Source organism: Acinetobacter schindleri CIP 107287, assembly GCF_000368625.1.
Classification (GTDB): Bacteria; Pseudomonadota; Gammaproteobacteria; order Pseudomonadales; family Moraxellaceae; genus Acinetobacter; species Acinetobacter schindleri.
Map to the genome: position 1 here is coordinate 528348 of NZ_KB849575.1, position 22725 is coordinate 551072.

Consider the following 22725-nt stretch of genomic DNA (forward strand, 5'->3'; position numbering starts at 1 on the left):
ATTTTTTATGAAAAGTACACTTGAACAGATCCAGCAGTTTTTAGAAGTAGAATTTCCGCAAAGCCTTGAGCATTGTGAGGTCATTAATGTACAGCCTCAAACCTCAACTGTTCGTTACCGTGTGAGTGATAGCCAGTTGCGTCCAGGTGGTACGATTTCTGGGCCAACCATAATGACGATCGCGGACTTTGGTTTGTATGTCGCAATTTTAGGAGAGATTGGTCTGGTGGGATTAGCTGTTACCACCAATATCAATATTAATTTTTTGCGTAAGCCGGATGGACAGCGTGATCTGATTGGAAAATGTCGCCTGATAAAAGTTGGAAAAGCGCTTATTGTCGGGGAAGTTTGGGTCTATTCAGAAGGTATGGAAGAACCTGTTGCACATGTCACCGGAACTTATGCGATTCCGCCTAAATCAGTATCTTAATCACATAAAATAAAAGAACTATATTTTTTTTATAATGATAAAATAAATAAATTCAATTGGTTGTGATTTAATTATTATTTATATAGCTGATTTGGGAGCGGCGATACAAAAGCTGGCCCTGTGCAAATAATGAGGCATAATTTGTGGGAAGATTGAAAGAGGCAATGGCAACTGCAGATCATGAAGTTAGCAGCTAATTCAACAGAAGCTACATCCACTTTCAAAAAAACTGCTAGAGAGACTTAATGAGCATTATTCACATTAGACGGCACGCCGTAGTTGTGCTTATATTCAAGTGATGGGTTCAGATTTATCTCAAAATCTTGGAAGCCGCAATCAAGATATGTAGCAAATAAAAAACCGGATCATGAGATCCGGTTTCTTACACTTAAGTGTTTAAACTTCTGCTGCATTCACCAATGGCTGTTCCACTTTAAAACTTGGGGGAATCAGTACGGTTTTGCGTAACTCAGGTAACTGTTCCGGATAGTCCAAGGTATAGTGCAGACCACGGGATTCTTTACGTTGCATGGCACAGCGCACAATCATCTCCGATACCAGCACCAGATTACGCAGTTCTATCAGGTTTTTGCTGACCTGATAATCCTGATAATATTCGGTAATTTCTTTTTTCAGCATTTCAATCCGGTGCAAGGCACGTTCCAGACGCTTGGTGGTACGGACAATGCCTACATAGTTCCACATAGTCTGACGCAGCTCATCCCAGTTTTGCAGAATCACTACATCTTCATCCGGATTCGTTACCTGTGAATCATCCCAAGCTGGGACTTCAGGTACGGATTGATCCGCTTTAAAATTTTCCTGAATATGCTTGGCTGCACTCATGCCATAAACAAAGCATTCCAGCAGTGAATTACTGGCCATACGATTCGCGCCATGCAGGCCGGTATAAGAAGTCTCCCCAATAGCATATAGACCAGCAACATCAGTCTGACTATTCTCATCAACCACTACACCGCCACAGGTATAGTGTGCTGCGGGTACGACCGGAATCATTTCCTTGGTGATATCAATTCCCAGCTCTAATAGGCGTGCATACAGCGTCGGGAAGTGCTCTTTAATAAAGCCTTCATCTTTATGGGTAATGTCCAGCCAGACATGACGGATCCCCAAGCGTTTAATTTCATAGTCAATGGCACGCGCCACGATGTCACGCGGTGCCAGTTCAGCACGTTCATCAAAACGCAGCATGAAACGTTCATCATCCGGTAGACGTAAGTATGCCCCTTCACCACGCATGGCTTCAGTAATCAGGAATGAACGCGCTTGCGGATGGTATAAACAGGTCGGATGAAACTGGTTGAACTCCATATTGGCGACACGGCAGCCGGCACGATAAGCCATCGCAATACCGTCACCAGTGGCAATATCTGGATTAGATGTATAAAGATAAGCCTTCATTGCACCACCACAGGCTAGGGCAGTAAATGGTGCTAGGAAAGTATGTACCTGTTCGGTGTGTTCATCCAATGCATACAGGCCGAGAGCCCGGTTTTCACCTGCATGACCAAGTTTTTTGGAGCAGATCAGATCAATCGCAATATAATTTTCAAAGATATGAATATTCTGCTTTTCTTGAGCGCGCTGTACCAAAGTAGTGGAAATTGCACGTCCTGTAGCATCTGCTGCGTGAATAATACGGCGCTGAGAATGGCCCCCTTCACGGGTCAAATGCAGTTGTTCCTGTTCGTCTAGTGTGAACTGCACACCATGCTTAAGCAGGAAATCGACTGAAGGCTTGCCACCTTCAACGGTCTGCTTGACTGCATCCATTTCACACAATTGTGCCCCGGCAATCATGGTGTCATCGATATGCTGCTCGAGAGAATCCATTTCATCAAGTACAGCTGCCACACCCCCCTGGGCATAAAATGTACTCGCATCCGTAAGCGTTGATTTGGCTAAAACTGCAATATTAAAATGTTCTGGTAGAGATAAGGCTAAACTTAAGCCGGCGCCGCCGCTGCCCACAATAATCACATCAAAATGATGTGTCGTGTGTAAATTAGACATGACTATTCAGCTAACTGAAAAAAAGTCCGGCTATCACAGCGCTTTTTTGTACAAAAGGCAAGCATTTATCTACCCATAAATTTATGAAAAAAAGTAATGAAAGCTGAAACTTAAGTCTTTAAAAATGGCATAATATCAGGAAGTAGAATAAGAACATTTCGTTACTTAAATTTTGTATAGTTTATGATAAAACTAATTTAAATAGGTTTATCAGTCATTTGAGTGAATAAATATATGAAAATCTTGGATGTTAAACACGGAATATTTGCAGCAACGTTAACAATGACAGCATTGCAGGCGGGGGCAGCCACTCCAGTTGATTTTTCAAATCTGGTTGCACAAGTCAGTCCGGCAGTGGTGAGTGTCAATGTTGTTAAAAAAATGTCCGAAGAAGAACTATTACAACAACAAATTCCAGATATTTTACGCCGTTTCTTTGGTAATCAGGTCATTATTCCTCAGCCACGTGCACCTCAAGAAAAAACAGGGTATGGCAGCGCCTTCTTTATCAGTAAAGACGGCTATTTGCTGACTAATCACCATGTGATTGAAAATGCATCCAAGGTGACCATTACCTTAAATGACCGTCGTGAAATTGATGCGACAGTTGTAGGTAGCGATGAACGTACTGACGTGGCTTTACTGAAGGTCAATGGTGCAGGTTTCCCGGAATTACGCACGGGAGATGTGGGGCGTTTACGTGTCGGTGAGCCTGTACTCGCCATCGGTTCACCATTTGGTTTTGACTATTCGGCTTCTGCCGGAATTGTCAGCGCCAAGATGCGTAATATGATGGGTGAAACTGCAGTGCCATTCATTCAGACTGACGTAGCTTTAAACCCGGGGAATTCTGGTGGGCCGCTGTTTAACCAGCAGGGTGAAGTAGTCGGGGTGAATTCACGTATCTTTAGTGGAACTGGCGGTTATATGGGCTTGTCATTCTCCATTCCCATTGATGTCGCAATGGAAGTGGCAGACCAGTTGAAACGCAATGGTAAAGTTACCCGTTCTTATCTGGGCGTAAGCTTGCAAGATATTGACCGTAATCTGGCAGAATCTTATAAGCTGTCTAAGCCGGAAGGTTCATTGGTAACCCAGATTGCACCCAACTCGCCAGCGGCCAAAGCAGGCTTACAGGCGGGAGATGTCATTCTTAAATATAACGGGACTGATATTTCTCGTACCAGTGAATTGTTGAATTACTTAAACCGTTCTGCACCAAAACAGCAGATCCAGTTAGAAGTCTTGCGTGATGACAAACGCCGTAATATCAATGCCACTTTAAGTGCAGCACCGGACGATACCCCAGCGAATGCCAGCAATCAGGCGCAACCAAACAAAGGACCAGTCATCGGGGTCACTATTCGTAACCTGACACCAAATGAAATGAGTAGTTTAGATATCAAAGGTGGTGTAGTGATTCAGGATGTGCGTCCAGGTGGAGTTGCGGCACAAGCACGTATTATGCCGAATGATGTGGTGACCAATATTAATGGCAAGACTGTTCTGAACAGCAACCAGTTTGTGGAAACTGTATCTGAATTAAACAAAGGCAGCGTCGCGCGGGTAACACTTATCCGTCAAGGACAGCGCGTGATCGTGGGCATGCGGGTCTCATAAACGCATCATTTGTTGGTAAAAACCGTCTGAACTCAGGCGGTTTTTTTAATATTTGGCAATTTACCCTGCAAATAAAATCTGTAGACTCTAAGTCGCTATATGATCTAAAGGATAAGCAACGCGTGAAGGGTATTTTTGATCTGAAGTTAACAGTAAAACCAGAACATATTGATATCTTGGGGCATGTAAATAATGTGGTCTATGTGCAGTGGATGCAGGATGTTGCAACCGCGCATATTGAACAGATCGGTTTGGGTCTAGAGCAGTACCTGGAACTAAAGCATGCCATGGTCGCAGTTGAGCATCATGTGCAATATCGCAAGGCAGCATTTGAAGGTGATGAGCTGATTTTGCGTACTTGGTTAAATGATATCAATGCACTCTATTCATTCCGCCAGTATGCCTTCTATCGCCCGGCAGATCAGAGCCTACTCTTTACAGGGAGTACGCAATGGGCCTGTGTGGAAATTGCCACTGGCCGTCCGAAGCGGATGTCCCCGACATTTACCCAAGCGTATCAACCCTTATTAGCAGATATCAATCCTTTGGATTTTAGTCAGTTGTATCTGACAGATTAAATATCAGCAATGAAGCAGATTTAAGTATGGTTATGTGTATTTAAATGACAATCGCTCTGATGTTGCCAAAACTTGGTTAGAGCGATTTCATGGCAAATAAAGTAGTGGAATGAGCGACGAAAATATAATTCTTTTTCTGTAACTGCATTCTGCTATAATCCTCGGCAATTTCTATTCGGCTTTTGTTGTGCAATCCCTTTATATTGCATGGCGCGTTTTTTTCTCAAGGTAGCCCATGGCGCAAGCTAAAAAATCTGTTGATATTAAAAACATTCGTAACTTCTCGATTATTGCGCATATTGACCACGGTAAATCGACCCTGGCGGATCGATTCATTCAAACCTGTGGTGGTTTGCAGGATCGTGAAATGCAGGCTCAGGTTCTCGATTCTATGGAACTTGAACGCGAACGTGGGATTACCATTAAAGCGGCATCGGTGACCTTGTACTACACACACCCGAATGGTCAGGAATATCAGCTGAACTTCATTGATACCCCGGGACACGTGGACTTCTCTTATGAAGTATCGCGTTCGCTTGCTGCGTGTGAAGGTGCATTGCTGGTTGTAGATGCAGCACAGGGTGTAGAAGCACAGTCTGTTGCAAACTGCTATACCGCAATTGAGCAAGGTCTGGAAGTATTGCCAGTTCTGAACAAGATTGACTTGCCGCAGGCTGAACCTGAGCGTGTAATTCAGGAAATTGAAGATATCATTGGTATTGAAGCCACTGAAGCACCGACCTGTTCTGCAAAAACAGGCCTGGGTATTGAAGGTGTGCTGGAAACTCTGGTGAATGTGATTCCTGCGCCAACAGGTGACCGTGATGCACCGCTGCAAGCATTGATTATCGACTCATGGTTCGATAACTACCTGGGCGTTGTGTCTTTAGTTCGTGTGAAACAGGGTCGTGTACGTAAAGGCGACAAGATGTTGATGAAATCAACTGGTCAGACGCACATCATTACTTCAGTGGGTATCTTCAATCCAAAGCATACCGAAACCGATATTCTTGAAGCGGGTGAAGTAGGTTTTGTGATTGCAGGGATTAAAGACATCTTTGGTGCGCCAGTCGGTGATACGATCACCCTTGCATCCACTCCAGATGTTGAAGTGTTACCGGGTTTCAAGAAGGTTAAACCACAGGTTTATGCTGGTCTGTTCCCGATTGATGCCAGTGACTTTGAACCTTTCCGTGAAGCGCTGCAAAAATTACAGATTAACGACTCTGCCTTGTTCTTTGAACCAGAAAGCTCAGATGCACTTGGTTTTGGTTTCCGTTGTGGCTTCTTGGGTATGCTGCATATGGAGATCGTGCAGGAGCGTTTAGAACGTGAATACGATCTGGATCTGATTTCATCTGCACCGACTGTAATTTATGAAGCGGTGATGAAAAATGGTCAAACGATCTATGTCGACAGTCCATCAAAAATGCCAGACGGTTCAACAGTAGAAGACCTGCGTGAACCGATTGCAGAATGTCATATCTTAGTACCACAAGAATATCTGGGCAATGTGATGACCTTGTGTGTTGAGCGCCGTGGCGTGCAAAAAGACATGAAGTTCATGAGTAATCAGGTATCCATTACCTTTGAAATTCCAATGGCTGAAGTGGTCATGGATTTCTTCGACAAACTGAAGTCTTGCTCACGCGGTTTTGCCTCACTGGACTATAACTTTGTGCGCTTTGAAAGTTCATCATTGGTTAAAGTTGATGTTCTGATCAATGGTGACAAAGTGGATGCCTTGGCGATGATCTGTCACCGTCAGGATGCACGTCACCGTGGTATTGCCCTGGTTGAAAAAATGAAAGACCTGATTCCACGTCAAATGTTTGATGTCGCGATTCAGGCAGCCATTGGTGCGCAAATCATTGCCCGTTCGACTGTAAAAGCGATGCGTAAAAACGTATTGGCGAAATGTTATGGTGGTGACGTGTCACGTAAGAAAAAACTTCTGTCTAAACAGAAAGAAGGTAAGAAACGTATGAAACAGGTGGGTAGCGTAGAAATCCCACAAGAAGCGTTCTTAGCCGTATTAAAAGTCGAACGCTAAAATAATAAGGATATAAGCCCATGGATTTTGATTTTAATTTAATTCTTGTTCCTGCCACGCTGTTTTTTATTGCAATCTGGCTGCTTGATAAGTTTGTTCTGAAACAACGACAGACCAAAGGCAAGGGCAATGAAAATTTTATCATTACCTGGGCTTATGACTTCTGGCCAGTGCTGACCGTTGTGCTGGTTTTGCGTTCATTCTTGTACGAGCCTTTTAATATTCCATCTGATTCCATGGTGCCCACTCTAGAAACAGGTGACTTCATTCTGGTCAATAAATTCGATTATGGTGTGCGTCTGCCCATCATCAATAGCAAAATTATTGATACTGGAAGTCCAGAACGTGGTGAAGTGGCGGTATTCCGTTATCCACCACAACCTGGCATTAGCTATATCAAACGTATTGTAGGTTTACCGGGTGATCATATTGTCTATGATCATGGTCAATTGATTATTAATGGTGAAAAAGTCACTAAAGTTCCTGTTGAATTTAGCCGTGAAAAAGACCGTTTAGATACGCCTGAATCAATTTATCACAAAGAGACTTTAGGTAAGCATACCTTTACCATGCGTGAGCTTGAAGGGGTAAATGTGGCGCGTCAGGCACCATTTATCAACTTTGTGGAAAATGGTAAATATTCAGGTGAAAATGGTTTATATTGGGAAGTAAAAGTTCCAGAAGGTCAGTACTTTGCGATGGGGGATAATCGTGATCAGAGTGCTGACAGTCGCTTCTGGGGATTTGTTCCGGAAGAAAATTTAACCGGTCGCGCATTCTATGTATGGATGCATAAAGAACCAGGTTTTAAATTACCTTCGTTTAGCCGAAACGGAACAATTGACTAATTTATTGTTTCAATTGGGAAAATAAAAATGAGACATCAACAAGGTGCATCGTATATTGCAATATTGTTTGCAATTATGGGGTTTGCTTTTCTGGCAAAAATCGCAATTGCGGTATGGGGACCGTATTTCGATGATCGCCTAGTAGATAGCCAGATTGAGGAGCTACTAAAAACAGCTCCTGCAAATATCACGCCGGAGAAATTTAATTCGGAACTGTCTAAGCGTTTAGAGATGAATAATATTCGCGATTTTGACATTAAGCAGAATGTTATTCTCGACAATGCGCAAGCGATGGTCGTAAGAAAGAATTATGAAGTTCGCAAGAATTTTCTAATGAATATCGATTTAGTGATGAAGTTTGAGAAAGAGTTTGATCAAAGCACAGTCAAAGCTAAATGATGAACGTCTTGCCAAGCGGATCGGCTATCAGTTTAAACAGGCTGATTTGCTGAAACTGGCATTGACCCATCGTTCAGTCAGTCATAAACACAACTACGAGCGCCTGGAATTTCTGGGCGATTCGCTTTTAGGGATGATCATTGCCAATTATCTCTTCACTGCTTATCCACACGAAAATGAAGGCCGTTTAACGCGTATGCGTGCGACTCTGGTTCGTCAGGAAGCATTAGGAAAAATCGCCAATGATTTAAAGCTGAGCCAGAATTTAATTCTCAGTACCGGTGAATTGAAATCTGGTGGTCATCATCGTGAGTCTATACTGGCAGATACGGTAGAAGCCATTATTGGTGCGATCTATGTCGATTGCGGTGATCTCACCGTGTTAGAGCTGATTGTGTTAAAATGGTACGAACCGTATTTAGACCATATTGAGCCGACCGATCAGCTTAAAGACCCTAAATCTCGCTTACAAGAGTATTTACAAGCACGTAAGAAACCTCTCCCAGTTTACGAGGTTGTAGATATTCAAGGGGATGCCCCAAACCAGCATTTCAAAGTGGAGTGCCGGATTGAGGACTTACCTATCCTGATCGGCGAGGGTTCAAGTCGCCGTTTTGCTGAACAAGCAGTTGCAGCAGAAATTTTAAAACTATTGGAGCACAAGTCTTAATGACTACTCATTCCGATCACATCGATGCTGATCACGAGTCGCAAAGCGACAGCAATGACTTAATTAGTCAATTTTTTAGCGAACAAGGCACTGAAATCCCTTCGGATTACCGCAGTGGTTTTGTTGCGATTGTTGGTCGTCCAAACGTGGGTAAATCAACCTTGATGAACCATATTTTGGGACAGAAACTTTCGATTACTTCACGTAAGCCACAAACCACACGTCACAAGATTGTGGGCATTGATTCACGTGAGAAATCTCAGGCAGTATTTGTGGATACTCCAGGGATGCACAAGAAAGAAGTACGTGCCATCAATAAAATGATGAACCGCGCTGCACACTCTGCACTACGGGATGTAAACCTGGTTTTATTTGTTGTTGATGCAGATAAGTGGACGCCAAACGACGACCTGGTTTTGGAAAAGCTGAAAAATGCGGATATGCCGGTCATTCTGGTGATCAATAAGATTGATACACTAGAAAATAAAAACCATGCATTACCTTTGATTCAAGAACGTGCCAAGCTGATGAACTTTGCTGAAATCGTACCGGTTTCTGCGTTGCGTGGTGCTAACCTTGAGCATCTGCGTACAACGATTGCTAATTATCTGCCGTTCCAGCCACCGTTATATTCACTGGATCAGCTGACTGACCGTTCAGAGCGCTTCCTGGCATCTGAAATTATCCGTGAAAAGATCATGCGTCAGTTGGGTGAAGAGCTGCCATATGACTTAACTGTTCAGATCGAATCCTTTAAAACGGAGGAGCCGACCTTGAATGAGAAAACCGGTCGCATGAAACCGGCATGTACCTATATCGATGCGACGATTTTCGTTGATCGCCCTGGCCAGAAAGCCATTGTGATTGGTGAAAAAGGCTCTAAGTTGAAAAAAATTGGCATGGATGCACGTGTCGATATGGAAAAAATGTTCGAACAGAAAATCATGCTGACACTTTGGGTGAAAGTCAAAGGTGGCTGGTCTGATGATGAACGAGCATTAAAAAGCTTAGGTTATAGCGATATTTAATTTTGCAGGAATGGATCATGATGAAATTGCTGGCAATTACTGTATGTGTTTTATTCTTGCAGGGTTGTATTCATAAAGTTGTGACCGTTCCAGTGAAAGTTGCTTATAAAACTACAAAAGTCGCAGTCAAAGGTACTGCGGCCGTTGTGGGCGCCGCCATTCCGGATGGGGATGACGAAGAAGATGAGAAAAATTCAAAAAAGAATAAAGATTAAAGAAGCAGCCTATGCGTAACGAAGTGCTGCATGGATACATGATTCATCACCGAAAATATCGTGATCGCAGCCATATTGTGCATTTATTTACCCAGGAATACGGCCGTATCGATGGGATTTTAAGACAGACGCCACCACCACAATATCAGCCAATCAGCTTGCAAGCATCCGGTAAATCTGAACTCAAAAATTTTACGAAGCTTGAAATTGTCAATCAGCCCATTTTCTTTTTTGGGGATGCATTCTTTTCAGGATTTTATCTGAACGAGATTCTGCTGCGACTTTGCCCACTCGAAGTAGAAATGCCGCAGACTTATGCTAAATATGGCGAAACTTTAGTGGCTTTGCAGCAGCTTTCTACACAAACTGATCCGAATACCTATCTCAAGCAGATCTTGCGCCAGTTTGAGCATGTTTTGCTGGAAGAACTTGGTTATGGTCTGGACTTTTCAGTCGATGCAAATCAGGTAGTTATCGCTCCTCAACAGCATTACTATTTTCAGCTCAATGATGGTTTCATGCCCTCTGCCAAAGCCTCACGTTCAACCCTGTCGGGACAGCAGATTTTAACTATGTTGAGCTATGAAAACGGTAGGGATTTTAATCCAGAACAGTTACAATTATTGACGAAGCTTTATCGACAGGTGATTACCGCCTTACTTGGTGACCGACCACTCAAAAGTCGACAATTGTGGATCCAAAATTCTCAATCTCAATCGTAGTTAGGAAAATATTATGGCTGCATTACTTGGTGTCAATATTGACCATGTCGCAACTTTAAGACAAGCACGTGGTACGACGTACCCAGACCCAGTCAATGCTGCATTGATCTGCGAACAGGCGGGTGCAGAGGGCATTACTCTGCATTTACGCGAAGACCGTCGTCATATCCAGGATGATGATGTACGTCGTATGCGTCCGGTATTGACCACGCATATGAATCTGGAAATGGCTGTGACTGATGAAATGGTGGCTTTTGCTAAAGAAATTCAGCCGCATCATGTCTGTTTCGTGCCTGAAAAACGTCAGGAAGTCACTACTGAAGGCGGTCTGGATGTGGTTGGTCATTTTGAAGATGTGAAAAAAGCCACTGAAGAACTGACTGCGATTGGTTGTGATGTGTCGTTATTTATTGATGCAGACATTGCCCAGATTGATGCTGCGGTCGCGTGTGGTGCACCAACGATTGAAATCCATACCGGTGCTTATGCGGATGCTGAAACACCTGAAGCACAAAAGGCCGAACTAGAGCGCATTATCAAAGGGGCAGAATATGCTGCTTCTAAAGGTCTGGTGGTGAATGCAGGTCATGGTCTGAATCTGGATAATGTCACTCCAATTGCTGCAATTCCGCAAATTCATGAATTAAACATTGGTCACTCGATTATTGCAGATGCAGTTTTTGTTGGTCTGGCACAAGCTGTACAACAAATGAAGGCTGCAATTAAAGCTGCACGTTAAGATTAAAAAGTTATGTCGAATATTGATTATGATGAACTCATGAAGCCAGTCATTGGTTTCTTGGGTTGTGAAACTCCTAAAGCCTGGCTGGACGAAGCCTTACAGAATCTGGAGATCCTGATGCAGGATCATGCCAACTGTGAGAAGAAAGCTGCCAGTACTGCAATGAATCTGATGTTTCGTTACAGCTTTTTCGTAGACTTACAGGTAAAGCTGGCACAGCTGGTACGCGAAGAAATGCTGCACTATGAACAGGTGCTGGAATTCATGAACAAGCGTGGTCAGAAGTGGACTGGTCTTAGTGCAGGACGCTATGCCGGCGGCTTACGCAAAGAGATCCGCACTTATGAGCCAGAAGCGCTGATTGATGTGTTAGTCATTGGTGCTTTTGTGGAAGCTCGCTCTTGTGAACGTTTTTATGCGCTGGCACCACATGTTGATGATGAGCTGGGACGTTATTACCGTTACCTGCTCAAGTCCGAATCGCGCCACTTTGAGGACTATCTGGCACTCGCTATGGATGTAGCGAAAACAGCAAAACTGAAAAATCCAAAAGAAGATATTCAGGCACGTATTGAACATATCAGAGAAGTGGAAAAAAATCTGATTTTAAGCCCTGATGATATGTTTCGCTTCCATAGTGGTGTGCCAATAAAAGTTGCCTAAAGCATCCTTAAAAAAATCCTCCGAAATGGAGGATTTTTTTATATTTTTCGAAAGTAAAGCTGAGTGTGTTTTAAGTTTAAAAAATAGCCTAAGCAATTTTAAATTTCTAATAATACTGTGTCGATTGAAAGGCGACTCTACTTAGGGGTATATTAAATATTAATTGTTAAAAAAATGTACGAGTTAAAAATAAAATCCTTCATATCTGATCAGAGTATGTTTATCAATCAGTATCATTCTAGTTTCATGGAGGAGTGAGACGGGGGAGATGAAAAGTTTTGATGCGAGTAAAGATTGGAGCAATAAAAAAGCCCAAGTCTTAAATGCTTGGGCTTTCTTGAATTTGGCTCTCCCACCTGGGCTCGAACCAGGGACCTGCGGATTAACAGTCCGTCGCTCTACCGACTGAGCTATGGGAGAATCTGAATGCGATTATAGAGGGATTTTGACAGGGGTCAAGCAAAAACTTCTATATTTATTGCAAATATAGTTTGTCTGATTTTAATTTAGACAATCAATTATAAAATTCAAAAAAAGCTTGTCAGCGCATAAGCGAATTGCTAAATTGAAAATATAAAGTCGTTTGACCAGATGGTCAAACAGTGTGGATTTAAACCTACTTGCCAGCACAAAAATGGCTAAACCGGAGAAAGCGAATGAATACGCTCACTATCCCTCAAATTTTCGCCCAACTGTCTTTCTATCAAGAAAACTACCTTGATATTATTCAAGATTCTACCCGATATTTTACTCCTGTTCATGGCGCTGAAATCCGTTTATGGCCCTTAACTGCAAAACAGTTGTATTTGGGTGACTTGTTACAATTGTGGTTTGCAGAAAAATGGCTGGTTGAGAAGGAACGCCAATTTAGCTTTGAAGTATTCCTGAATGCGCCTGAAATACAGCCAAAAGATCTGTTTATTTATGCTATTTCGGGCAATCTCATTACGGGTTCAAATCAGTCTAAAGTTTGGCAGACATCTACTGCACAGACTCAAGAATTAAGTCTGGCGAATGTCTCTAGACATTATTTTGAGTATCAGGCTTTGACTCAACCAAAAGCTGTTCAAGCACCGCAGGCGAAGTGGGGTATGCTTTAAGCCTTTCTTAAACTAGAGGGTTTTAACGAAAAATCATACAGGTGGCTGTTGCATGAGCATAAAGCTTGCCATCTTCATCGATAATTTTTCCTTCTGAGATTGCAAGATTTTTGCTGGTATTAATGATTTGACCAATAGCCGTCAATGGTCTGTTTTGGGGAATGGGGCGACACATTTTAATATTGAGATCAATCGTGCCATATCCTGCACCTGCTTCTAAAACGGTATGAATTGCACAGCCTGTTACGGTATCCAGTACTGTTGCAGTAAAGCCCCCATGTACACCGCCTAAAGGGTTTAAATGGCGTTGATCTGCCTGCACCTCAAACGTGACCTGACCACTTTCAATTAAAGTAGGTTTCATGGGAATGGTTGTTGCCATAGAAGGCATCGGCAGATTGCCATTACTCATTTCTTGCATAATCTGTAAACCTGATAGATTCTTGATATCCATTGCTTACTCTTGTTGTTTTAGATTTTGGAATAATCTTTTAATTCTAGATGGATGGAGGCCCAGGCATCAATTAAAAATTGTATGATTGGAGTATGCAGGGTTTATACCTTGGCTTAAAAATAAATATAAAAAATAAGTTCAATGAGGAATACTGATGAAAGCAAGATGTTTATGTGGTGTGACTCGGTTTGAAGTACAACTCAGGAATCATGAAGTTGCTGCCTGTCATTGCTCGATGTGTCGCCGCCAGACCGGTGGGCCATTAATGACTATTGATATCGAAGATATTCATTTTGTCGATCAGCAGTATTTATCTGTTTTTAACTCTTCAGAATGGGCGGAGCGTGGCTTTTGTAGGGTTTGTGGTACTTTTATTTTTTGGCGGACCAAAGATCACTCATTTGCCCATATCAATGTTTTTACATTGGAGGAATTACCTGAGGATTTGGATTTTAATCTGGAGATTTATGTGGATCATCAGCCAGCCTTCTATTTATTTAATAATCAAACCCAAAAAATGACTGAAGCTGAAGTCATCGAGATGTTTAATTCGGATCGCTCATAATTTTAGTTTTGAAAGTGCAAAATTTAAGGTTAAATTTAAAGAGAGCAAATAAAAAAACCCGCGATAAACGCGGGTTTCTTATTTAAAAACTTGAGAAAGTCTCTAAATTATTTAGCAGCTTTTTCAGCTTCGATAGACGCAATCGCAGCATCTACGCCTTCGATTGAATCAGCAGCTTTCTTGATACGAGCAAGTGCATCAACCAGTACTTCGTCAGCAGTTGCGTAAGAGATACGCATGAAGCCGCCTAGACCGAATGCATCACCAGGAACGACTGCAACACCAGTTTCTTCCAGTAACCAAGCAGAGAATTCTGTGCAAGATTTAAGACCTTTGGCACGAATCAATGGTTTGATGTTTGCGTATGCATAGAATGCACCGTCCGCAGGTAGGCAAGAAATACCATTGATATCATTTAAGCCTTTTACAACCAGGTCATGACGACGTTTGAATGCTTCAATCATTGGCTCAAGTACGTCTTGAGGACCATTCAATGCAGCTTCAGCAGCAACTTGCGAAATTGAAGTCGGGTTAGAAGTTGATTGAGACTGGATTTTCTTCATTGCGCCAATCAGTTTCGCAGGACCAGCTGCGTAGCCGATACGCCAGCCTGTCATTGCATAGGCTTTAGACACACCGTTTAATACGATTGTACGGTCATAAAGGTCTGGCGCAACAGTTGCGATATTGTAGAACTCGTCATCCCAACGGATTGGTTCATACATGTCGTCAGACGCAATGAATACTTCTGGGTATTTGCGCAGTACTGCAGCTAAAGCTTCTAGTTCAGCTTTCGTATAGATCATGCCAGTCGGGTTAGAAGGGCTGTTCAATACCACTAGACGAGTTTTGTCAGTGATCGCCGCTTCTAATTGTTCAGGCGTAATTTTGAAACGTTGTTCTTCACCACATTTCACAATAACAGGAACACCTTCAGCAATGATCACCATATCAGGGTAGCTTACCCAGAATGGTGCAGGGATGATGACTTCATCACCCTTGTTTAACAAGGCAAGTGCCAGGTTAAAGAATGATTGCTTGCCCCCACAAGAAACCAGGATCTGGTTTGCTGCATAGTCAAGGTTGTTGTCACGTTTGAATTTGGCAATAATGGCTTTTTTAAGACCTGGCGTACCGTCTACAGCGGTGTATTTGGTGAAACCGTTGTTAATCGCTGCAATTGCTGCATCTTTGATGTGTTGCGGTGTATCAAAATCTGGTTCACCTGCACCCAAGCCAATTACGTTATGACCAGCAGCTTTAAGTTCAGCAGCTTTGTTAGTCACAGCAAGCGTTGGGGACGGTTTGATGGCATTTACACGATCAGAGAGACGTACGTCCACGGCGGTATTCCTTCTTATAGGGATTAAAAAATAAAAAGCACAATATCTTAGCCTATATTGGTGCACATTAGGCAAAAGAATTTATAAAACTTTACGGAAAAAGTGTTTTGATAGCCGAAGTTTATCTTGAACTTCGATGTTAAGGCGCAGTAACTGAAGGCTTTCAGGCTAAACTTGAAATCTATAAAATATGTGAAATATAAAATAAAAAAGGCTACCTGAGGGTAACCTTTTTTGTGCGCTTCCTGTAAGGATTATGCCGTAAAACGTGACAAATCTTCTTCAGGGCGGGCAGTCAGGACTTCTACGCCATGTTTTGTTACTAAAAGAGTATGCTCATATTGCGCAGATAATTTGTGATCCTTGGTCACAACCGTCCATTTGTCACCCAGCAATTTGGTTTGCCAAACACCTGCATTGACCATTGGTTCAATCGTAAATGTCATACCTTCTTCTAAGATCATACCGGTATTTGGCTGGCCATAATGCAGCACCTGCGGTTCGTCATGGAAAGTGGTACCGATGCCATGACCGCAGTATTCACGTACTACGCTAAAACGTTCAGATTCCACATATTTTTGGATCGCATGACCGATATCACCCATGGTTGCACCTGGCTTAACTACTGCGATCCCACGATACATCGCTTCTTGAGCGACTTTACATAGGCGGTTCGCCAGAATAGAAGTTTCACCCCCCACGATGTACATCATGTTGGTATCGCCATGAAAACCATCTTTGATGACAGTCACGTCAATATTAAGAATATCGCCTTTTTTCAGGATCTTGCCTTCAGAGGGAATACCGTGACAGACCACATGGTTGACTGATGTACAGATCGTATGCTGGAAAGCAGGACGGCCTGGCGCTGCGCCATAGCCCAGACATGCTGGAATCGCATTCTGTACATTTACAATATAGTCATGACAAATCGTATCCAATTCAAGCGTTGATACACCTGGTTTGATATGCGGTTTGATCATATCCAAAACTTCTGCTGCCAGTCGTCCAGCTACACGCATCTTTTCGATATCTTCAGCGGATTTAATTAAACGACGGGGAGCTTGATAAGTAGTGTTCATGATCTCTAAAAACTTTTGGAAATTTGTGTGCGACTATGGTATAAATAGCCGCCCATTTTATCAAATGCTTTTTCGTGAATATATTTGCGTAGCTTGATGAATGGTGTATTAAAAATCCGCACATATATCGTCACATTACTCTGGGTGCCCGCAAGGGTGGAGAATGCGGATATATGGAGGCCTAACCCAAATCTTTAAGGTAAAGAAAATGGCAGATTACAACGTAAGCATGCGCGACCTTCTACAAGCTGGCGCGCACTTTGGTCACCAAACTCGTTTCTGGAACCCAAAAATGCGTCAATACATCTTTGGCGCGCGTAACAAAATTCACATCATCAACCTTGAGCACACTGTTCCTGCGTTAAATGATGCTTTGAACTTTGCTAACCAATTGGCTAGCAAAAAGAACAAAGTTTTGTTCGTTGGTACTAAACGTGCAGCTTCTGCAATCATCCGTGAGCAAGCTCAACGCGCTGGTCAACCATACGTTGATCACCGTTGGTTAGGTGGTATGTTGACGAACTGGAAAACTCTTCGTCAGTCAATCAACCGTCTAAAAGACCTTCAAACTCAATCTCAAGACGGTACTTTCGCTAAGCTGACTAAACGTGAAGCTCTTGAGCGTACTCGTGAGATGGAAAAACTTGAACGCGGTCTTGGCGGCGTTAAAAACATGGGTGGTTTACCTGACGCATTATTCGTAATCGACGTTGATCACGAAGCAATTGCAATCAAAGAAGCTAAAAACCTTGGTATTCCTGTAATCGGTATCGTTGATACAAACTCTAACCCAGACAACGTAGATTACGTTATTCCGGGTAACGACGATGCGATCCGTGCAGTTACTCTTTATGCTTCTGCTATGGCTGACGCGATTCTTGCTGGTAAAGAATATGCTCAATCACAAGCAAATGCACAAGCTAAAGCAGAAGAAGCTCCAGCTTCTGAGGCTTAATGCGTTAGACGCTAGCTTGTCATTTTTGCGACACGTGATGGTGGCAAAGTAAGCGTCGTGTATGCAGGCGGCCCATGAGAATCCTCTGGGCCGTTTCTGTTCTATAAAGAATTCATTTTCTACCGAATTTAGGAGATAAACATGACTGCAGTTACAGCAAGCATGGTTAAAGAATTGCGTGATCGTACAGGTCTTGCAATGATGGAATGTAAAAAAGCTTTGACAGAAGCTGGTGGTGACATCGAACTTGCGATCGATAACCTGCGTAAATCTGGTCAAGCAAAAGCAGCTAAAAAAGCTGGTAATATTGCTGCTGACGGCGCGATCACGATCGCTCAGGAAGGCAAAAAAGCAATTCTTTTAGAAGTAAACTGTCAAACTGACTTCGTTGCTAAAGACGAAAACTTTGCTGGTTTCTCTGCTAAAGTTGCTGCTGCTGCTCTTGCTGCTAACGAAACTGATGTTGCTAAAATCGCTGAACTTAAACTTGAAGATGGTGCTACTGTTGAAGAAGCTCGTATCGCGCTTGTTCAAAAAATCGGTGAAAACATCCAAGTACGTCGTGCGAAAATTGTTGAAGGCGAAAACCTTGCAGTTTATAAACACGGTCTTAAGATCGGTGTTGTTGTGTCTTATACAGGTGACGACGCGACTGGTAAAGGTATTGCAATGCACGTTGCTGCGTTCAACCCGGTTGCAGTTTCTGCTGAACAAGTTCCAGCCGAGCTAATTGCGAAAGAAAAAGAAATCGCTGAAGCGAAAGCACTTGAATCTGGCAAACCAGCAAACATCGTTGAGAAGATGGTTGTAGGTTCTGTTGAGAAATACCTGAACGAAGTTGTTCTTGAGCGTCAACAATACGTTATCGACAACGACAAAAAAGTTGCTGAAATCCTTAAAACAACTGGTACTACAGTTGCTCAATTTACTCGCTTCGAAGTGGGTGAAGGCATCGAGAAGAAAGCTGAAATGAGCTTTGCTGATGAAGTTGCTGCTGCTCAAGCTGCTGCTGCTCAATAATTTTTACCTTTAGGTAAAAGTTAAAAAAAGCCCCATTTAATGGGGCTTTTTTTATGATTAAGTCATTACTGATCAGGGGAGAATGATGGCAAATAAAGCAAATAAAGCAAATAAAGCAAATAAAGCAAATATAGGGATTGGGGCAGTCATCGTACTAATGGTTGCTGCTTATTTGGGACTTGATCTGTCTGAGTCCAAGCAACAGACCAATACTTTCACACCTGTACAGGAAGCTACTGAACAACATAAACAGCAGCCTGATCGTGCAAATATTAATACGGTAGATACGGGTATTGCACGTATACAACAGGCTTATCAGCAAAGACAAAGTGATATTCAGGTTCAAGGTGCAGGCGAGGTGATTGCGATATTAAAAGATGATAATGAAGGGTCTCGTCATCAGAAGTTTATTTTAGAACTGAATAATGGCAATACCCATACCGTGCTGATCGCTCATAATATTGATCTGGCACCGCGTATTTCAAATGTTTAAAAAGGCGACGTGGTCGAATTTTTTGGTGAATATGAATATAGCGAAAAAGGTGGGGTCATTCATTGGACGCATCATGATCCAAGCCGAAAACATGTTGATGGCTGGTTAAAACATCAAGGAAGAACCTATCAATAAGGTCCTTCCCATGAAGGAAAATGAAAAATAGCGCTAAATGCGCTTCATTTCGCTTATTTGGCGACTTTTCCAAAAAGGAATTACTTTGCCTAGATAGGCATCCATGCACCAAATCGGGCCAATAAGAAGGAATTGGAGGTCTTTAAAGAAAGAAGGCTTTTTCCCTTCCACTTTATGGCCATAAAACTGGCCAACCCAGGCAAAAACAAATAGCCCGATATAAAAACCGACGCCGACTGGTAGGATCCAGATCAACCAGGCCATAACTAAAGTCAGTGCTGCCATAGCAACCGCCAATACAATATCAAGACGTGTATAAAAGATCATCGCCAAGACAACCAGTAATGCAGTGAGTAATACACTGAAGTGAGCAAGAATACCAATAATAGAAAAATAGATAGTGGGCACACAGACCCAGTGGATCAGCTTATTAGTCTTGTTTTGATGACTGTCGCTGTATTCATCAAACCATTCCGTTACAGTTTTCATTTTCCACTCCTGCTGCTTCTATTTCTTAAAATATAAAGCAGAACAGGGTGGTGGTCAAAACGCACTTGTCAGGAAATCAGCTTACTGGAGAAAGACCAATAGACGAGCAGGGCGGATAAGAGCAGTAACAGTACACCTAAAATAAGTTCTAATTTAAGCACAGCAAATCATTCCATAAAAAAAAGCCACATTATCTGTGGCTTTTGGTCAAATGCGTTAATAAGCTAAATCTTAAGAGTTTGGCCCTTGTACACGCTCAATACTAACTTTGGCAGTACCCGCATTGGTGATGCCAATTTGCTTGGCTGCACCATAAGATAAATCAAGTACACGGTTGCCATGGAATGGACCACGGTCATTTACTTTCACTACCACACTCTTACCATTGTTCTTGTTAGTCACACGAATGTAACAATTCAATGGGAGGCTACGGTGAGCTGCAGTCATTCCGTTCATGTCGAAAGTTTCGCCGCTAGCCGTTTTACGACCGTGGAACTGACGACCATACCAAGATGCTGTACCAGTCTGGCTGAATTTACGAACTGTGTTGGAAGCAACAGTGTTCAGTTTTTCAATCACTGAAGGCTCATCTTCAGGGATTTCAATTTTAGCTGCAATCGTTTCACGACGAACTTTATCGCCAGAACGCTCAGTGATTGAAAGGCTGTTTAAATTTGTAAAGTTTGAATTGAAGCTTTGAGCTTCACGATTCAGAACACGTGTGGCAACACGCGAACGGTCATTATCATTATTTAATGATGATGACTGAACCAATTCTGCCTGCGACTGCGTCAGTGTGACGGTCGTGGCAATGGCCATTAAGTATTTGATTGAAGAATGCATCGAATCAACTCCTAGCAGCGGGTTCAAAAGGTTAATCTAAAGTGCTGAAAAACCAAGTAAACGAGCCTGATATTTAACTTATGCAACTACATTTGACGAAATGGATAATATTCATGCCGGTAATAGCCTGTCTAGTCTTTAATTAAAATAGTCTTGAAAAGAACGTAAAATAAACAATAATTGGTTAAAAAATAACCATAATTGTAACAAAGTATGAAAAAAGTCCAGAATTTGAACTATTTCTCATAAATATTTGTTGACTTTTGTGTCTTGCGGTAAATAAGAGCCTTATCGACTCACGATTTCTGTACCTAATAACCACAAAGCAGTGGCGTACATTCGGCTGCGATTATAGGTGGTAATCACCTGAAAATTTGGATAAGTAATGTAGTAAATCGGTCCATAATTTTCTTGCAATTGAATGACATTGACCAAATCCAGATCGTCGATTTTTACGATCGGATTCATAGGACTAATTCCTTGAGTTTTTAATACACCATAGGGTGTTGGCTGGGTCAGGTCCTTGGCAATTATTGCATCCGGATTTGAACCAGCATAACGTGCAGGGAAAGCAATTGGCTGGTTGCGTTGCCAGCCATGCTGAGCCAGATAATTGGCAATTGAACCAATAGCGTCCACAGCAGAGTTACGAAGATCAATATGACCATTGCCATCATAGTCGACACCAAACTTGGGAATATTGCTTGGCATAAACTGAGGATAACCGATCGCACCGGCATAAGAACCCACTACAGAGTTGGTTGGCACCCCATCTTTATATGACCAGGCAATCAGAGCAGAAAGCTCATCCTGAAAGTATTCATTGCGGCGATCACCATTAAATCCAAGAGTGGCTAATGCATCACGGGTGATAAAAGAACCTTTGTTGCTACCAAAACCGGTTTCTACTCCCAGAATCCCCAGAATAATCGCCTGTGGTACACCAAACTGCTGTTCAGCACGATTCAGGGTATCGGCATACTGCTGTTTAAAACGCACACCACGCTGAATAGTACTTTCAGCCAGAAAATTGGTTTTATAGCTATACCACGGTTTGCTTTCACCAGGACGGCTCATGATGCTCAGCACATTCGGCAAATTGCGTGTACCATTCATGGCCCAGTCAATCTGTTCATTACTTAAACCATACTGTTGCATGGTTTTGATTTTAAAAGCAGAATAAGAGGGATGCGTTTGGAAATCATTGGCTTGGCTAAAACTACTAAAACTTAGTGCAGCGAATACCAGAGAAAGTTGTTTAAGTTTTTTATAAAAATGTGGTTTTAACATCTGACAGTGATTTCCAATTTCATGAATGAGTTGGCAATAGGGGGCATCCTGCAATTCTATTTATGCCCGAAAAAAGAGGCAAAAAATCGATAAAATCTTGTAAACAGAACACAATTGCTCAGGACTATTAAAGATAACATTGACTGGATAATGACATCCAACCGCTTTGACAAAAAGAGACAAAGTATGGCTATTTTTAACGCATTTTTCTTGTGAAGATGCGTTTACTGTAACAAGCTATTTCATTGGCAATAAAAAAGCCCGACATCAGTCAGGCTTTTTTGATCAACTTATATTAAGAATAGAACAAAGTGTCGTGGTATTCCGCCATTGCCTTTAGTTCATCCTTGTTTAATTTCAGGATGATTTTATCAGCAGCAATGTTGATTGCCTTGATCACTGCAGAAGCACCGATATCGGCCGCTTTACGTTTAATCATGCCCAGATCCAGGGTTTTGTTAAAATCCACCATGAAATGACGCACAGTCGCCTCACCAAACTCTTTATAGAGATTGCTCAAGGTCTGTTTATCGATTTCATTGCCTGCTTTTACTTCAGCAAACTGGTACTTAAGGCTAGTGACCAGATTGGCATCTAGAGATTCACCGATACGGATGTTGCCTTCAGGATCCTTAAACAGACTGCGTTCAGAAAAGGCAATGGATTCACGTACCACATCATTAGGAGCTTTGCCCAATAACTGCTTGAGCAAGACTGCTACCGTGGACTTGATATATCCTGCCAGTTTTTCCGCAGTATCACGCTTATCACTTGCTGGAAATTTGCGTACAAGTTCAGTCAAAATGGCATCAATGATCTCATCATTGATCATTAATGCCGTTTTGTCACGAAGTGGATACAGCGGTTCGCTGGAGTTTTTATTTTTCTGTGCAGTCTGAATTGTATTTAAAAGTTCTGCTGAAGGAATAAATCCAAAAAAAGGCATCGTTAAAC

Annotated in this window: 24 protein-coding genes, 1 tRNA gene and 1 pseudogene; 17 read left to right on the top strand and 9 right to left on the bottom strand. The window is 42.3% G+C overall.

What is annotated here, in order from left to right:
• Positions 1–7 precede the first annotated feature (7 nt).
• Positions 8–430 carry a PaaI family thioesterase gene (locus tag F955_RS05680; protein WP_004892257.1) on the top strand — a complete coding sequence of 141 codons (423 nt, stop codon included), beginning with the start codon at positions 8–10 and terminating at the stop codon, positions 428–430.
• Positions 431–826: 396 nt separating this feature from the next.
• Here the strand turns inward: F955_RS05680 and nadB are convergent, their stop codons facing one another.
• Positions 827–2470, bottom strand: coding sequence for an L-aspartate oxidase (nadB, locus tag F955_RS05685; RefSeq protein ID WP_167539041.1), 1644 nt, complete (start codon positions 2468–2470; stop codon positions 827–829).
• A gap of 228 nt (positions 2471–2698) precedes the next feature.
• Here nadB and F955_RS05690 point away from each other — a divergent pair, with 228 nt between their 5' ends.
• The 11 genes from F955_RS05690 (at position 2699) to miaE (ending at position 12002) form a co-directional block, all read left to right on the top strand.
• A complete protein-coding gene (locus F955_RS05690) occupies positions 2699–4084 on the top strand; it encodes a Do family serine endopeptidase (protein WP_004892260.1) in 1386 nt (461 codons plus the stop codon).
• Between the two features lie 122 nt (positions 4085–4206).
• Positions 4207–4662, top strand: coding sequence for an acyl-CoA thioesterase (locus F955_RS05695; protein WP_004892263.1), 456 nt, complete (start codon positions 4207–4209; stop codon positions 4660–4662).
• A 235-nt stretch (positions 4663–4897) separates the two neighbouring features.
• Positions 4898–6715: a translation elongation factor 4 gene (lepA, locus tag F955_RS05700; RefSeq protein ID WP_004815191.1), complete on the top strand. Its 1818-nt coding sequence runs from the start codon at positions 4898–4900 to the stop codon at positions 6713–6715.
• 20 nt (positions 6716–6735) lie between these two features.
• Entirely contained in the window at positions 6736–7563 is an 828-nt protein-coding gene (gene lepB, locus F955_RS05705; protein ID WP_004815193.1) for a signal peptidase I, read from the top strand.
• Positions 7564–7590: 27 nt separating this feature from the next.
• Positions 7591–7962 (top strand): DUF4845 domain-containing protein, encoded by a 372-nt coding sequence (locus F955_RS05710; protein ID WP_004815195.1) that lies wholly within the window; start codon positions 7591–7593, stop codon positions 7960–7962.
• Positions 7934–8632: a ribonuclease III gene (gene rnc / locus F955_RS05715; protein ID WP_004892265.1), complete on the top strand. Its 699-nt coding sequence runs from the start codon at positions 7934–7936 to the stop codon at positions 8630–8632. The genes F955_RS05710 and rnc overlap by 29 nt, the downstream gene beginning before the upstream one ends.
• A complete protein-coding gene (gene era / locus F955_RS05720) occupies positions 8632–9660 on the top strand; it encodes a GTPase Era (protein ID WP_004815199.1) in 1029 nt (342 codons plus the stop codon). Before rnc ends, era begins: the two co-directional genes overlap by 1 nt.
• Positions 9661–9677: 17 nt before the next feature.
• Complete coding sequence (locus F955_RS05725; protein WP_004892268.1) at positions 9678–9875, top strand: NF038104 family lipoprotein; 198 nt, start codon at positions 9678–9680, stop codon at positions 9873–9875.
• Between the two features lie 11 nt (positions 9876–9886).
• Positions 9887–10597, top strand: a complete 711-nt coding sequence (gene recO, locus F955_RS05730) for a DNA repair protein RecO (RefSeq protein ID WP_004892271.1) — start codon at positions 9887–9889, stop codon at positions 10595–10597.
• Positions 10598–10610: 13 nt separating this feature from the next.
• Complete coding sequence (pdxJ, locus tag F955_RS05735) at positions 10611–11336, top strand: pyridoxine 5'-phosphate synthase (RefSeq protein ID WP_004892273.1); 726 nt, start codon at positions 10611–10613, stop codon at positions 11334–11336.
• A gap of 12 nt (positions 11337–11348) precedes the next feature.
• The gene (gene miaE, locus F955_RS05740) at positions 11349–12002 is read left to right on the top strand and encodes a MiaE family protein (protein ID WP_004892275.1); all 654 of its coding nucleotides are present in this window, start codon (positions 11349–11351) and stop codon (positions 12000–12002) included.
• A 344-nt stretch (positions 12003–12346) separates the two neighbouring features.
• Here the strand turns inward: miaE and F955_RS05745 are convergent.
• Positions 12347–12422 (bottom strand) — tRNA-Asn (locus F955_RS05745).
• A gap of 236 nt (positions 12423–12658) precedes the next feature.
• Here F955_RS05745 and F955_RS05750 point away from each other — a divergent pair.
• Positions 12659–13102: a hypothetical protein gene (locus tag F955_RS05750; protein ID WP_004892279.1), complete on the top strand. Its 444-nt coding sequence runs from the start codon at positions 12659–12661 to the stop codon at positions 13100–13102.
• 22 nt (positions 13103–13124) lie between these two features.
• On the opposite strand, the gene F955_RS05755 is transcribed toward F955_RS05750, so the two are convergent.
• A complete protein-coding gene (locus F955_RS05755) occupies positions 13125–13556 on the bottom strand; it encodes a PaaI family thioesterase (RefSeq protein ID WP_004892281.1) in 432 nt (143 codons plus the stop codon).
• Between the two features lie 154 nt (positions 13557–13710).
• Between F955_RS05755 and F955_RS05760 the strand changes: the two genes are divergently transcribed.
• Positions 13711–14121, top strand: a complete 411-nt coding sequence (locus F955_RS05760) for a GFA family protein (protein ID WP_004892283.1) — start codon at positions 13711–13713, stop codon at positions 14119–14121.
• Between the two features lie 107 nt (positions 14122–14228).
• Here the strand turns inward: F955_RS05760 and F955_RS05765 are convergent, their stop codons facing one another.
• Together F955_RS05765 and map are read right to left on the bottom strand one after the other, a co-directional pair.
• Positions 14229–15464 (bottom strand): pyridoxal phosphate-dependent aminotransferase, encoded by a 1236-nt coding sequence (locus F955_RS05765; RefSeq protein ID WP_004892285.1) that lies wholly within the window; start codon positions 15462–15464, stop codon positions 14229–14231.
• Between the two features lie 254 nt (positions 15465–15718).
• Entirely contained in the window at positions 15719–16546 is an 828-nt protein-coding gene (gene map, locus F955_RS05770) for a type I methionyl aminopeptidase (protein ID WP_004892289.1), read from the bottom strand.
• A 208-nt stretch (positions 16547–16754) separates the two neighbouring features.
• On the opposite strand from map, the gene rpsB reads away from it, so the two are divergent.
• From rpsB to F955_RS05785, 3 genes and pseudogenes are all read left to right on the top strand, one after another.
• Positions 16755–17501 carry a 30S ribosomal protein S2 gene (gene rpsB, locus F955_RS05775; RefSeq protein WP_004892292.1) on the top strand — a complete coding sequence of 249 codons (747 nt, stop codon included), beginning with the start codon at positions 16755–16757 and terminating at the stop codon, positions 17499–17501.
• 141 nt (positions 17502–17642) lie between these two features.
• Complete coding sequence (tsf, locus tag F955_RS05780) at positions 17643–18521, top strand: translation elongation factor Ts (RefSeq protein WP_004892295.1); 879 nt, start codon at positions 17643–17645, stop codon at positions 18519–18521.
• 85 nt (positions 18522–18606) lie between these two features.
• Positions 18607–19149, top strand: a pseudogene (locus F955_RS05785) (DUF3465 domain-containing protein).
• A 33-nt stretch (positions 19150–19182) separates the two neighbouring features.
• Here the strand turns inward: F955_RS05785 and F955_RS05790 are convergent.
• From F955_RS05790 to F955_RS05805, 4 genes are all read right to left on the bottom strand, one after another.
• Positions 19183–19638 carry an Mpo1 family 2-hydroxy fatty acid dioxygenase gene (locus F955_RS05790; RefSeq protein WP_004892301.1) on the bottom strand — a complete coding sequence of 152 codons (456 nt, stop codon included), beginning with the start codon at positions 19636–19638 and terminating at the stop codon, positions 19183–19185.
• A 231-nt stretch (positions 19639–19869) separates the two neighbouring features.
• Complete coding sequence (locus tag F955_RS05795; protein WP_004815231.1) at positions 19870–20481, bottom strand: septal ring lytic transglycosylase RlpA family protein; 612 nt, start codon at positions 20479–20481, stop codon at positions 19870–19872.
• A 288-nt stretch (positions 20482–20769) separates the two neighbouring features.
• Positions 20770–21771, bottom strand: a complete 1002-nt coding sequence (gene mltB, locus F955_RS05800; protein WP_004892304.1) for a lytic murein transglycosylase B — start codon at positions 21769–21771, stop codon at positions 20770–20772.
• Positions 21772–22066: 295 nt separating this feature from the next.
• Positions 22067–22717 carry a hypothetical protein gene (locus F955_RS05805; RefSeq protein ID WP_004892307.1) on the bottom strand — a complete coding sequence of 217 codons (651 nt, stop codon included), beginning with the start codon at positions 22715–22717 and terminating at the stop codon, positions 22067–22069.
• Positions 22718–22725: the final 8 nt, after the last annotated feature.